The organism is Bordetella genomosp. 7 (assembly GCF_002261415.1).
In the GTDB taxonomy this organism is placed as follows: domain Bacteria; phylum Pseudomonadota; class Gammaproteobacteria; order Burkholderiales; family Burkholderiaceae_B; genus Bordetella_A.
On record NZ_NEVI01000015.1, the window covers coordinates 227,150 to 240,488 of the forward strand.

At 64.4% G+C, this 13,339-nt stretch carries 12 protein-coding genes; 3 read left to right on the forward strand and 9 right to left on the reverse strand.

Annotated features, from left to right (window positions below; all coding sequences use genetic code 11):
- Positions 1 to 35 precede the first annotated feature (35 nt).
- From CAL18_RS10245 to metE, 7 genes are all read right to left on the reverse strand, one after another.
- Positions 36 to 830, reverse strand: coding sequence for a uroporphyrinogen-III synthase (locus tag CAL18_RS10245; protein ID WP_094817802.1), 795 nt, complete (start codon positions 828 to 830; stop codon positions 36 to 38).
- 70 nt (positions 831 to 900) lie between these two features.
- Positions 901 to 1,842: a hydroxymethylbilane synthase gene (hemC, locus tag CAL18_RS10250; RefSeq protein ID WP_094796299.1), complete on the reverse strand. Its 942-nt coding sequence runs from the start codon at positions 1,840 to 1,842 to the stop codon at positions 901 to 903.
- Between the two features lie 108 nt (positions 1,843 to 1,950).
- Positions 1,951 to 2,670: a TerC family protein gene (locus CAL18_RS10255; protein ID WP_026638279.1), complete on the reverse strand. Its 720-nt coding sequence runs from the start codon at positions 2,668 to 2,670 to the stop codon at positions 1,951 to 1,953.
- Positions 2,671 to 2,889: 219 nt separating this feature from the next.
- Positions 2,890 to 3,771: a succinate--CoA ligase subunit alpha gene (sucD, locus tag CAL18_RS10260; RefSeq protein WP_026638280.1), complete on the reverse strand. Its 882-nt coding sequence runs from the start codon at positions 3,769 to 3,771 to the stop codon at positions 2,890 to 2,892.
- A gap of 18 nt (positions 3,772 to 3,789) precedes the next feature.
- Entirely contained in the window at positions 3,790 to 4,950 is a 1,161-nt protein-coding gene (gene sucC / locus CAL18_RS10265; protein WP_026638281.1) for an ADP-forming succinate--CoA ligase subunit beta, read from the reverse strand.
- Between the two features lie 10 nt (positions 4,951 to 4,960).
- Positions 4,961 to 5,563 (reverse strand): DUF2889 domain-containing protein, encoded by a 603-nt coding sequence (locus CAL18_RS10270; protein WP_094817836.1) that lies wholly within the window; start codon positions 5,561 to 5,563, stop codon positions 4,961 to 4,963.
- Between the two features lie 162 nt (positions 5,564 to 5,725).
- On the reverse strand, positions 5,726 to 8,020 hold the full coding sequence (metE, locus tag CAL18_RS10275) for a 5-methyltetrahydropteroyltriglutamate--homocysteine S-methyltransferase (protein ID WP_094817803.1): 2,295 nt from the start codon (positions 8,018 to 8,020) through the stop codon (positions 5,726 to 5,728).
- Between the two features lie 163 nt (positions 8,021 to 8,183).
- Here metE and CAL18_RS10280 point away from each other — a divergent pair, with 163 nt between their 5' ends.
- Positions 8,184 to 9,104 carry a LysR family transcriptional regulator gene (locus CAL18_RS10280; protein ID WP_026638284.1) on the forward strand — a complete coding sequence of 307 codons (921 nt, stop codon included), beginning with the start codon at positions 8,184 to 8,186 and terminating at the stop codon, positions 9,102 to 9,104.
- 52 nt (positions 9,105 to 9,156) lie between these two features.
- Here CAL18_RS10280 and recX read toward each other — a convergent pair whose 3' ends face one another.
- Positions 9,157 to 9,720, reverse strand: a complete 564-nt coding sequence (recX, locus tag CAL18_RS10285; protein ID WP_094817804.1) for a recombination regulator RecX — start codon at positions 9,718 to 9,720, stop codon at positions 9,157 to 9,159.
- On the reverse strand, positions 9,717 to 10,790 hold the full coding sequence (gene recA / locus CAL18_RS10290; RefSeq protein ID WP_026638286.1) for a recombinase RecA: 1,074 nt from the start codon (positions 10,788 to 10,790) through the stop codon (positions 9,717 to 9,719). Before recA ends, recX begins: the two co-directional genes overlap by 4 nt.
- Before the next feature lie 198 nt (positions 10,791 to 10,988).
- Here recA and CAL18_RS10295 point away from each other — a divergent pair, with 198 nt between their 5' ends.
- Both CAL18_RS10295 and CAL18_RS10300 read left to right on the forward strand, forming a co-directional pair.
- On the forward strand, positions 10,989 to 11,678 hold the full coding sequence (locus CAL18_RS10295; protein ID WP_026638287.1) for a response regulator transcription factor: 690 nt from the start codon (positions 10,989 to 10,991) through the stop codon (positions 11,676 to 11,678).
- Positions 11,656 to 13,170, forward strand: coding sequence for a sensor histidine kinase (locus CAL18_RS10300; RefSeq protein ID WP_170940323.1), 1,515 nt, complete (start codon positions 11,656 to 11,658; stop codon positions 13,168 to 13,170). The genes CAL18_RS10295 and CAL18_RS10300 overlap by 23 nt, the downstream gene beginning before the upstream one ends.
- The last annotated feature ends 169 nt before the right edge of the window (positions 13,171 to 13,339 follow it).

Consider the following 13,339-nt stretch of genomic DNA (forward strand, 5'->3'; position numbering starts at 1 on the left):
CGCGATTGTATTCGGTGAAGTGCCAAAACTTCGATTCAAGCCGCAACAAAAGCGGCGAGGATCGCTTCATCTACAGGCAAGCAGATTTGTACCATCGGGGCCGCCGCGTCGCCACCTGCCGTTTGTGGCAGACGGCTGGCCAGCGAAGGATGTGTCACGATGTAGCGGGCGGCTTGCCACCAGTGCTGCAGACCATGCCGTTGCAGCTGGGCCTGCACCGCGGCGATTCCTTCTCCGCTGGTAAGCAGCCAGACCGGTTGCCGCCCCTGTTGGGCCCATGCCCGCAGCTGGTGCACGGCCTGCGGTGGCCAGGGCGCCGGCTGGCGCTGGTACACGGCGTGCCGCTGCACTTCGGCGCCCGCCTGTTCCAGGCGGTTGGCCAGCCAGTCACGCCCCTGAGTGCCACGCACCAACAGCACGCGGCGAGGCTTGTGGCCCCGTTCGCAAAGCAGCGCCCACAGGGCCTCGGAATCGTGGCTGGGCGCATCGGCCGACGGGCACAGCACTGTTGTATCCGCGCCAAACCCGGGCAGATCGCGCAAGGCCTGCGCGCTGGCCGGACCGACCGTGGCAGCCACCGTACCGGACGGCCACGATGCCGGCGCGCCAGGCGCGCTTTGCAGCTGCGCCATATAAAGGCGCGCGGCGTTTCCGCTGACGAACACCACCAGATCATAGTGCTGCGGCAACGGCACGCCGGCCGGCGGCGCAGGCAACGGCTGGATTTCGAGTGCAGGCAATTCCAGCACTTGCCAGCCCTGCCGTGCCAGCGCACGCGCCAGGGTGTCGTTACGGCCATGCGGCCGGGTCAGGATGGCGATGCGCGACATGGGCACTCTCTACGCAAGCCCCCGCTGGAGGCAAGCGGCGCCTCCGGCGCCGCCGCGTCATGCGGGACGTTCAGGATGCCGGGGGGTCTTGCAGTTGGGTCAGGATGGCGTCAGCGCCATTGGCAAGCAGGTCTTGCGCCGCCGCCTGGCCGATGGCCAGCGCCTGCTCCACCGGGCCGGCGTGCTGGCAGCGGATCACGCGCGTGCCATCGGGCTGGGCCACCAGCGCTCGCAAGGTCAGGACGTCGCCCTGGAGCTGCGCATAGGCGGCCAGCGGCACCTGGCAGGAACCGCCCAGCAATTGCGACACTGCCCGTTCGGCGACCACACAGGCGGTGGTGTCCGCACAGGCCAGCGGCGCAAGCCAGTTGCGCAGCTCGGGCCGGTTGTCGCGGATTTCGATACCCAGCGCGCCCTGCCCCGCCGCCGGCAGGCTGTCCTCGGGCTCGAGCAGCGACCGGATGCGGCTGGCCATTCCAAGCCGCTGCAGGCCGGCTGCGGCAAGCACGATGGCGGCGTACTCGCCGCGGTCGAGCTTTGCCAGGCGCGTATCCAGATTGCCGCGCAACGGCTTGACCGTCAGGTGCGGGTAGCGCTCGCGTATCTGGGATTCGCGCCGCAGGCTGGATGTACCCACGACAGCGCCGGCAGGAAGGTCTGCCAGGCTGGCGAACTGGCCGGACACGAATGCATCGCGAGGGTCGGCGCGTTCGAGTACGGCGCACAGCTCGAACGGGGCCTGCAGATCGACCGGCACGTCTTTCAGGGAGTGCACGGCCAGGTCGGCACGGCCGTCGAGCAAGGCAGTTTCGAGCTCTTTGACGAACAGGCCCTTGCCGCCCACCTTGGACAAGGTGCGGTCGAGAATCTGGTCGCCACGCGTGGTAAGCGTAAGCAGTTCGACCGAGCAAGCGGGGTACAGGGCGCGAAGGCGGTCACGCACATGCTCGGCTTGCCAAAGGGCAAGCCGGCTGGCGCGTGTGGCAATGACGAGACGTTGCGGCGTGGACACGAACGACGTCAGGCCAGGCTGGAGAAAATGACCGCGGCAATGATGCCGATGATGGCAAGCACGGTCAGCCCCTGAAGCAGGCTGAGGCCTGATTCGGGGTTGCCGGATTTACGCAGACTCATGAGCGGATTCCTTGGACGCAGTTTTGCGGCTGGCCAGCCAGCGCCCCACAATGACGACCAACAGCGCGCCGATGACCTCGGCGGCGATTTTAACGGCGGTGGGCTGTTCGCCGAATTGATTGACGATGACCACATCGGTGACCAGCATGCCGCCCGCGATCCAGCCCAGCAGGCCTGCCCCGAAGGTGACGACCAGCGGGTAGCGATCGATGAGCTTGAGCACCAGCGTGCTGCCCCAGATGATGATCGGCACGCTGACGATCAGGCCGAACACAACCAGGCCGATCTGGTGGTCTGCATGCGCATTCTGGGCCGCGCCGGCGATGGCAATGACGTTGTCCAGGCTCATGACGAAGTCGGCGACGATGATGGTCTTGACCGCAGAAGCGATGGACGTGCCGCCGGAGATCTTGTCGTGGCCGTCGTCTTCGGGAATGAGCAGCTTGATGCCGATCCAGAGCAGCAGCAACGCGCCGACCACCTTGAGGAAGGGAATGGTGAGCAGGGTCAGGGCGAAGGCGATGAGGACGACGCGCAGGATGATGGCGCCTGCGGTGCCCCACAGAATGCCCTGCATGCGCTGTTTGGGCGCCAGGTTGCGGCAAGCCAGGGCGATGACCACTGCGTTATCGCCACCCAGCAGGATGTCGATCAGGATTATCTGGAACACGGCCGCCCAGCTCAGCGTCTGGAAAAATTCAAGCACTTTGACCCCCAGGGTATTTTGATAGAAAACGAACGCGCGCCGGCGGCTCACCGGTGCGGACGGAACCCAGGCCCCATCCAGTTTGCGAATCTATTATTGTAGTTCAGCTTTGCGCCCGCCCCTTTTGACGCGCAAGGAAAAATTCCTGATCGGCGGCAATTGGGGCGCCCATGAAAAAGCCCGCCGCAGGGACGGGCTTGCGCAGCAAGCGTGCGCGAATTACAGCACGGACTTCAGCAGCTTGCCCATTTCGGACGGGTTGCGAGTCGTGCGGATGCCGCAGGCTTCCATGACCTCGAGCTTGGCGTCGGCGGTGTCGGCCCCACCTGAGATGAGCGCGCCGGCGTGGCCCATGCGCTTGCCCGGAGGCGCCGTAACGCCGGCGATGAAGCCGACCACGGGTTTCTTCATGTTGTCTTTGGCCCACTGGGCGGCATTCACCTCGTCCGGGCCGCCGATTTCGCCGATCATGATGACCGCATCGGTATCGGGATCGTCGTTGAACAGCTTGAGCACGTCGACGTGCTTCAGGCCGTTGATGGGATCGCCGCCGATGCCCACGGCGCTGGACTGGCCCAGGCCGAGCTCGGTGACCTGCGCCACGGCTTCGTACGTGAGCGTGCCCGAGCGGCTGACGATGCCGATGCGGCCCTTGCGGTGGATGTGGCCGGGCATGATGCCGATCTTGATTTCGTCGGGGGTGATGAGGCCGGGGCAGTTCGGGCCCAGCAGCAGCGTCTTGCTGTTCTTGGCCTTCATGCGGTTCTTCACGTCGAGCATGTCGCGCACGGGAATGCCTTCGGTAATGCAGATGACCAGGTCGAGCTCGGCTTCGACGGCTTCCCAGATGGCGGCTGCGGCGCCCGCGGGCGGAACATAGATGACCGAAACGGTGGCGCCGGTTTCGTTCTTGGCGTCCTGGACGCTACCGTAGATGGGCACGCCTTCGAAATCTTCGCCGGCGCGCTTGGGGTTGACGCCAGCCACGAACGCGGCCTTGCCGTTGGCATATTCGCGGCACATGCGGGTATGGAACTGGCCCGTCTTGCCCGTGATGCCTTGGGTGATGACTTTGGTGTCCTTGTTGATCAGAATCGACATTTGTGAATCCTTGGCAATTTATTTGACGGCGGCTACGACGCGGGTGGCCGCTTCGGCCATGGTGTCGGCGCTGATGATGGGCAGCCCCGAGTCGGCCAGCATTTTCTTGCCCAGTTCTTCGTTGGTGCCCTTCATCCGGACCACCAGCGGCACGTTCAGGTTGACGGCCTTGCAAGCGGTGATGACGCCTTCGGCGATGACATCGCAACGCATGATGCCGCCGAAGATGTTGACCAGAATGGCCTTGACGCCCTTGTTCTTGAGCATGATCTTGAAGGCTTCGGTGACCTTCTCGGCCGTTGCACCGCCGCCCACGTCCAGGAAGTTGGCCGGCTCGCCGCCGAACAGCTTGATGGTGTCCATGGTGGCCATGGCCAGGCCGGCGCCGTTGACCAGGCAGCCGATGTTGCCGTCGAGCTGGATATAGGCCAGGTCGAACTTGCTGGCCTCGACTTCGGCCGGATCTTCTTCGTCAAGGTCGCGGTAGGCGACGACTTCGGGATGACGGAACAGAGCGTTGGAATCGAAGTTGAACTTCGCGTCCAGCGCGATGATGTTGCCCTTGCTGTCGCAGTTCAGGGGGTTGATTTCCACCAGCGACGCATCGGTGTCCATGTAGCACTTGTAGAGCTTCTGGAACACGTCGGCGGCCTGGTCGGCCGAGCCGCCCGTCAGGCCCACGGCCTGTGCGACTTGCTTGGCTTGTTCGGCCGACAGCCCGGTCAGCGGGTCGATGTATTCGGTGATGATTTTCTCGGGCGTCGAATGGGCGACTTCCTCGATATCCATGCCGCCTTCGCTGGAGGCGATGATGGCGACCTTCTGCGTGGCGCGGTCGGTGACCAGCGACACGTAGTATTCCTTGTTGATGTCGGCGCCTTCTTCGATGTACAGGCGACGCACCTTCTGCCCTTCAGGGCCGGTCTGATGAGTGACCAGCTGCATGCCCAGGATCTCGGAAGCCAGCTTGCGCACTTCGTCGATGGAGCGCGCCAGCTTCACGCCGCCGCCCTTGCCACGGCCGCCGGCGTGGATCTGCGCCTTCACGACCCATACCGGCCCGCCCAGCTTTTCAGCGGCTGCCACGGCCTCGTCGACGGAAAAAGCGGGAATCCCGCGCGGCACGGGCACGCCAAATTGCTTCAGCAGTTCCTTGCCTTGATACTCGTGGATTTTCATGTGTTACCTGTCAGGACGAATGAGAGTAAGAGGAGGAGTCGGAGATCGCGCCCGCCGCCGCTTCAGCGTTACCCCCTGTGTGCCACTTGGGATAATGCTGAAGTACCACCGGGCCGTCGGTGCGCAGGGCATGACAGCCGTCAAGCTGGAAAGGACGCTCGTCCGGATTGCTGTTCTGGCGTCGGCGGTTAGCCATGGTTTGCACTGCCGCGGTAGGTAGCACCTGCGACAGTTCGGTCATGTGGGTACAGCCGGCGGTATAACCGAAACGCTCTTTGACTTGGCGCCGGAATCCCTTGAGCAGGTTCATGCCGACGAGATCCTGGTACGAGGACTCGACGGCCGTGCACTGTTGTCCGTAGGGAGCCGCGTCGTACGCCGCCTGGGCCGCCACGATATTGAATGCGGCATCGATGGTGATGCGCAGATGCATGTGGTGGACCGGGCTGCCGGCCGGGAAGATTTCGCCATTGTGTCGTGGGAAATCGTACGCCTTGGTATCGATGAGCTCGGCCTCCAGATCCCAGAGACCGTCTTCGCGCCCGTAGGTCTGCACGCGTATCGTACGCGTGTGCAGCGGATGGCGAGAGACGGTGGGTGGTGGCAAAGGCATGAAAGTGGCCTGCGCTTCGGGGCGTTTGACGCAAAGCAGCAAATCCCGGGGAGTATAACGCAGCCCCCCGGCCCCCGTCGCGCATCAGTTTTGGCCCCGGGGCGGCGCCCGCCCTGCCATGGGTGCGCCGCCTGCCCGCAGGGTGGCCGGGCGGCCAGCCGGTCAGGCGGCGCGCAACAACCGGGCGGCTTCGACCATGCAGACCAGCGCCGCCTCGGTTTCCGGCCAGGCGCGGGTCTTGAGCCCGCAGTCGGGATTCACCCACAGCCGCTCCCTGGGCAGGCGCGCCGCTGCCTTGCGCATCAGCTCCACCATCCAGTCCACTTCGGGCACATTGGGGGTATGGATATCGTACACGCCCGGCCCGATGTCATTGGGGTACTCGAATTCCTCGAACGCCTTGAGCAATTCCATGTTGGAACGCGAGGTTTCGATCGTGATGACATCGGCGTCCATGGCCGCGATCGCCTCGATGATGTCGTTGAACTCCGAATAGCACATGTGGGTGTGGATCTGCGTATCCGGCGACGCGCTGGAGGTAGAAAGGCGAAAACAATCCACCGCCCAGTCCAGATAGGCTTGCCAGTCGTCGCGACGCAGCGGCAAGCCCTCGCGGATGGCCGGCTCGTCGATCTGGATGACCCGTATGCCTGCCTGTTCCAGATCGGCAACCTCATCGCGCAAGGCCAGTGCCAGCTGGCGGCAGGTTTGCTCGCGCGGCTGGTCGTCACGCACGAACGACCATTGCAAAATGGTGACCGGCCCCGTAAGCATGCCTTTGACCGGTTTGTCGGTCAGCGATTGGGCGTAGGAAGACCAGCCCACAGTCATTGGCGCCGGCCTCGCGACATCGCCGAAAATAACGGGGGGCTTGACGCAGCGGGACCCATAGCTCTGCACCCAGCCATTGCGAGTAAAGGCAAAACCCGCCAGCAGTTCGCCGAAATACTCGACCATATCGTTGCGTTCGGGCTCGCCATGCACCAACACGTCCAGCCCGATCTTTTCCTGGAACCGGATGACCGCCTCGATTTCCTTGCGGATCGCGGCCTCGTATGCCCCATCGCCAAGCGTGCCGGCCTTCCAGTCCCGGCGCAGCGCCCGGATCTCGGCGGTCTGGGGGAAGGAGCCAATCGTGGTGGTGGGAAATGCCGGCAACTTCAGCGTCTGTTGCTGGAGGGTGATGCGCTGGGCAAACGGCGGCCGCTCGCGCGATACCGTGGCCGCTTCTGCCATGCGACGCCCCACCACCGGATTATGGATGCGAGTCGAGTTGCGGCGCGCCTGCAGGGCGGCTCGCTGGCGCTGCAGGCCGTCCAGCACCGCCGGCGCCCCGGCGTCCGCCAGTGCGCGGCCCAGCAAGCCGAGCTCGTCGAGTTTTTGCACGGCGAAGGACAGCCAGCTCTGCAGCTCGGCGTCCAGTTCAGTCTCGCCGGCAAGATCCACAGGCACGTGCAGCAACGAGCACGACGGCGCCAGCCAGAGACGAGAACCCAACTGCGGATGGACAGTTGCCAACCGTGCCAGTATGGCGTCAAGGTCGCTGCGCCAGATATTGCGGCCGTCGATCACGCCGGCAGACAGCACCTGGCCGGGCCGCAGGCCGTCGGCCACGGCCTGCAGCTGGCCGGGGTCCCGCACCAGGTCCACATGCAGCCCCGCCACGGGCAACGCCAGCGCGGTGGGCAGATTGTCTCCAAGGCCGCCGAAGTAGGTGGCCACCAGCAACTTCAGCGGGGTATCGGCCAGCCGTTGGTACACCGTACGGAACGCCTCGCGCCACACTGGCGGCAGATCGAGCGCCAGAATGGGCTCGTCAATTTGTACCCATTGCACCCCCAGGCGAGCCAGGCGCGACAACACCTGTTCGTACACAGGCAACAGGCTTTGCAGCAACTGCAGCTTGGCCGGGTCGGACGGGCCGTCTCCAAAGGCGTCGCCCTTGCCCAGCCACAGCCAGGTCAGCGGCCCGGGGATGACCGGCTTGACCTGATAGCCCAGCGCTTGGGCCTCGCGCACCTGTTCGAAGAGCGTTTCGCGCGCTATGCGGAAATTTTGCCCGGGCGTCAGCTCGGGGACGATGTAGTGGTAGTTGGTGTCGAACCATTTTGTCATTTCGCATGCAGCCGCCGGCCGTCCCGACGGCGCCCGGCCCCTGGCCATGCGAAACAGTGTGTCCAGCGCAACCGGCTGGTCATCGGGCTGCCCGAAGCGCGGCGGCACCGCGCCCAACAGGGTGGTCCATTCCAGAATATGGTCGTACCAGGCGAAATCACCCACTGACACGAATTGCAGGCCGGCTGCCGCCTGGCGATGCCAGTGCGCGGCCCGCAGGTCCCGCCCGGCCTGTGCCAGCTCGTCCGCCGTCTGCCGGCCTGCCCAATACGCTTCCAGCGCCCGCTTCAGTTCACGTTGTGCGCCGATACGCGGGAAACCCAAGATATGAGTAATAATCATATAATCGCCCAGTACATTCTGTTTTATTCAAATAAAGACGTATTGTCCGCGTAAGTCTGCTTGCAGCAAAATCAATGTAGACATACATTTAATGAATATTTCTCATAAAACCCGCGGCTGCCATCTACCGATGTAGCGGCTGGCCTGTGTCTGTGTTCTGGTCATGCTCGAAATTCGCCACCTGGAAACCCTTTCTGCGATTCGCGACGGCGGAAGCCTGCAAGAGGCCGCCGAACGTCTGCACCTGACGCAGTCGGCCTTGTCCCATCAGTTGCGGGACCTGGAAACCCGCCTGGGCACGCCACTATTGAATCGCCGCACCCGGCCGGCCAGGTTGACGACCGCAGGGCTGCGGGTGCTGGCACTGGCTGACGAAGTGTTGCCCCGGCTGCGCAGTACCGAGCGTGAATTGCAAAAGCTGGCCGCCGGCCGCACAGGCCGGCTGCACTTGGCCATCGAATGCCATTCGTGTTTTCAGTGGCTGATGCCGGCGCTGGATGCGTTTCGAACGCAGTGGCCCGATGTGGCGCTGGATCTGTCGGCCGCCTTCTCGTTCGCGCCCTTGCCCGCGCTGGTGCGGGGCGACCTGGACTTGGTGATTACGTCCGATCCGCAACGGCTGGAAGCCGTGGAGTACTTGCCGCTATTCAAATATGAGCTGGTACTGGCCGTGGCCGAGTCGCACCCGCTGTCGATGTCGCGTCATATCGAACCCGAACAGCTCGCAGACCAGACGCTGATCACATACCCTGTGGACAGGCAGCGCCTGGACGTCTTCACGGCCTTTCTGGATCCCGCCGGCGTCGAGCCGGCGGCGATTCGCAAGGCCGAGCTGACCCCGATCATCTTGCAACTGGTGGCCAGCCGGCGGGGCGTGGCCGCGCTGCCCAATTGGGCACTGACCGAATATCTACCCCACGGTTGGCTGCGCCTGGTGCGCCTGGGCGCCGGTGGCGTTTGGCGCACCTTGTATGCGGCCGTGCGTGCGGAAGACACCGAAGCACCTTTCATCAGCGATTTTCTGGCGATTGCGCGCGAGGTGTGCTTCAGGAATCTGGATGGAATACGGTCGGCCAAGGCTTGACGACCGCCAGGGCCATCGCCGTCAAATCAAGGGTGATACGGCGCACGCCGCATCAATCATCGACATCGCCGCCAAGCAGGCGGCGTATCACATCGTGTGCGAACCCTCGCCCCGCCAGAAAGCGGGCTTGCCTGGCGTACTCGGCACGATCGACCGGGCGGGTGCCGAATCGCTTGCGCCATACTTCCTGGGCGCGCGTGAACTCGCTGGCGCGCAGGTTTTCGCGTAGCTGGGCAACCTGCTCTTCGGCCACCCCGTGCTGGCGCAACTCTTGCACGATACGTGCGGTGCCCTGGCGGGCAGCGCGCCGGTGCACCAGGCTTTGGGCAAAGCGTTCCGTGGACAGCCAGCCTTCTTTTTCGAGCGCGTCCAGCACCGCGCCGATATCGGCGCCGTCGTCGGCATAGGGTTGCAGCTTGCGGGCCAGTTCGTTGCGCGCGTATTCACGGCGAGACAAGTAGCCCACCGCGCGGGCCTTCAAGGAAGGCCCGCGCGGCTGCTTGGAGGGATCAGGTTTGGTGCTGACGGTTTCGAAACCACCGTCGTCGGGTTCATGCGTGCCCGGCCCGCGGCGCGCGCCCTGGGGCGAGCCGGTAGAACCGGGCTTGCGCATCATGGCTCTTCGCTGTCTTCAGCTTCGGCCTGGCTGGGCGGGAACGCGGCGGCACGACTGACAATGCCCTGGTTTTCGCGCACCTTGTTTTCGATCTCGAACGCCATTTGAGGGTGTTCTTTCAGGTATTCGCGAACATTGTCTTTGCCCTGCCCGATGCGCGTGCCGTTGTAGCTGTACCAGGCGCCTGACTTGTCTACCACGCCGGCCTGCACGCCCAGGTCGATGATTTCACCTTCGCGTGAAATGCCCGCGCCATACATGATGTCGAATTCGGCCTGCTTGAAGGGCGGCGAGACCTTGTTCTTGACAACCTTGACGCGCGTTTCGTTGCCGATGACTTCTTCGCCCTTCTTGATGGACCCGATACGGCGGATGTCCAGGCGCACCGACGAATAGAACTTCAGGGCATTGCCGCCCGTGGTGGTTTCGGGGTTGCCGAACATGACGCCGATCTTCATGCGGATCTGGTTGATGAAGATCACCATGCAGTTGGTGCGCTTGATGGTGGCCGTAAGCTTGCGCAGCGCCTGGCTCATCAGGCGGGCCTGCAGGCCCGGCAGGGAATCACCCATTTCGCCTTCGATTTCGGCCTTGGGCACCAGGGCGGCCACCGAGTCGATGACGATGAGGTCGACCGACCCCGACCGCACCAGGGCGTCGGTGATTTCGAGCGCCTGCTCGCCCGTGTCGGGCTGGGAAATGAGCAGGTCGGTAAGGTTGACGCCCAGCTTGGCTGCGTATTGGACGTCGAGCGCGTGTTCGGCATCGACGAATGCGCAGGTGCCGCCGATTTTCTGCATTTCGGCAATGACCTGCAGCGTGAGCGTGGTCTTGCCGGACGACTCGGGCCCGTAAATTTCGATCACGCGGCCGCGTGGCAGGCCGCCGACCCCCAGCGCGATGTCGAGCCCCAGCGAGCCGGTCGACACGACCTGGATGTCATGTTCGACCTCGTTGTCGCCATAGCGCATGATCGAACCCTTGCCGAACTGCTTTTCGATTTGCGACAGGGCTGCGGCCAGCGCCTTGGCCTTTTCCGATGCGGCTGCTTTGCTGGTTTTGTCGTTCATGTGGTGTCCCGTGGGTGAAATGTGTGCATCACGACGGCGCAAGGCGCCGGCAGCGGCGATTATGGCATCGGATTATACTGTACATATGCACAGTATGCCAGAATAATCCGGGAGACCCCCTGTGTGCAAGCTGCCGTTGCTATGCCAGAATGCTGGCACCCGGCCGCCCGGCGGCCCCAGCTCCGCTACTTGCCTCGCATGCGCATTCTCATCGCCGAAGACGACAGCATCCTGGCCGACGGCCTGTCCCGTTCGTTGCGTCACAACGGGTATGCGGTCGACGCGGTCAGCGACGGCATCGCGGCCGACTCGGCCCTGGCGGCGCAGGCGTTCGACCTGCTCATCCTGGACCTCGGGCTGCCGCACCTGGCCGGCCTGGAAGTCCTGCGGCGCCTGCGGGCGCGCAAGTCGCTGTTGCCGGTGCTCATTCTCACGGCGGCCGACAGCGTAGAGCAGCGGGTCCAGGGCCTGGACCTTGGCGCCGACGACTACATGGCCAAGCCTTTCGCGCTGTCCGAACTCGAAGCCCGCGTCCGGGCCCTGACCCGGCGCGGCGCAGGCGGCGGCGCCACGCTGCTGCGCCACGGACGCCTGGTGTTCGACCAGACCGGGCGCGTGGCCATGGTCGACGACCAGACGCTCGACCTGTCCGCCCGCGAAGTCAGCCTGCTCGAAATCCTTCTGACCCGCAGCGGCCGCATGGTCAGCAAGACCCAGTTGGTCGACCATTTATGCGAATGGGGCGAAGAAGTCAGCACCAACGCCATCGAGGTCTACGTGCATCGCCTGCGCAAGAAACTCGAACCGAGCGGCGTCAAGATCATTACCGTGCGCGGGCTGGGCTACTGCCTTGAACGGGACCAGGGTGCCGGCTTCCTCTCCCATTGAGCCGGCCGCACACGAAAAGCTGAACCAGGAGGCCCTGGATGCCATGCAAGGCGGGGCCAAAGGCCCCAGCTTCGCGCCGCCGCAGCGCTCGCTGCTGGGCGAAATCCTCGATTGGATGCTGGCGCCGCTCTTCCTGCTGTGGCCCATGAGCGTGGCCATCACTTACGTGGTGGCGCAGAACATCGCCAACGTTCCCTACGACAGGGCGCTTGCCAACAACCTGCATGTACTGGCCCGCCACGTGCAGGCGCAGGATGGCCGCGCCGTGCTGCAGATGAGCGAGCCGGTGCGCGACGTGCTGCGGCCGGACGAAACCGACAGCGTGTTCTGGCTGGCGCTGGGCAGCCGGGGCGAATACCTGGGCGGAGACCGCGCCCTGCCCCTGCCGCCCGATCTCGGCCAGCCGCAGCCAGGCGCCATTCTTTACATCGACGACACCCTGCGCGGTTTCGGCGTCAGGCTCGCCTACACATGGGTGGATCTGCACATCCCGGACGGCCAGCCCGTCCTGCTGGTAGTGGCCGAAACGATGGAACGACGCACCGAACTGGCCAACGACATCATCAAAGGCGTGATCATTCCTCAGTTCATCGTGCTGCCTGTGGCCGTGCTGCTGGTCTGGTTCGGGCTGTCGCGCGGCGTGGCGCCTCTGAATGCGCTGCAGCAGCGCCTGCGGGCGCGGCGCCCGGATGATCTGTCGCCTATCGACGAGCGGGCGGCGCCCTCAGAAATCGCGCCGCTCGTGGGCGCCATGAACGACCTTCTCGACCGCCTGTCGGCCAACGTCGAGGCACAGCGCCGATTTGTGGCCGACGCCGCGCATCAGCTCAAGACGCCGCTGGCAGGCCTGCGCACGCAGGCCGAACTGGCGCTGCGCGATGCAAGCCCGGACGAAATGCAATACAGCCTGCGCCAGCTGGTCATGGGCTCCGAACGGGCCACCCGCCTGGTCAACCAGTTGCTGTTGCTCGCGCGCGCCGAAAACCCCCATTCGGCCGACCTGGCCCGTATCGACCTGAACGCGGTGGGCTATGAGCAGACCATGCTGTGGGTGCCGCAGGCCCTGGCGTTGAACACCGACCTGGGTTTCGAGGCGGCAGACCAGCCCGCATATATCTCGGGCAATGCGATCCTGCTGGCCGAACTGCTGAACAACCTGGTGGACAACGCGCTGCGCTACACGCCGCCGGGCGGCCACATCACCGTACGGGTGCGCACCGCCGCGGAAGCGGCCGTCCTGGAAGTAGAAGATTCGGGCCCCGGCATCCCCCCCCAGGAACGCGAGCGGGTATTCGACCGCTTCTATCGGGTGCTGGGCACCCAGGCCGAAGGCAGCGGGCTGGGCCTGGCCATCGTGCGCGAAATCGCCCAGAAGCACGGCGCCAGGGTGCACATCCACGAAGGAACCGCGCACTCACAGCTACCCGGAACCTGCATTCAAGTGCAGTTTCCGTTGTACTCGCGCACCGTCAACGCCTCGGATGGCACCTAGGGCATACCCTGCCCGGCATTATTCTTCCCCGGAGAAGATACATATTGTTTCACAAATAAGGTTGGGGTAAGCATCGCGTCAGAACCTCGTCAGCCAGCTTTTTTACCTTGCTGGTAGCCCTGCCGGGTATGCCGGCAAGAGCCTGCACGGTGGATCACCACCGGCCCCA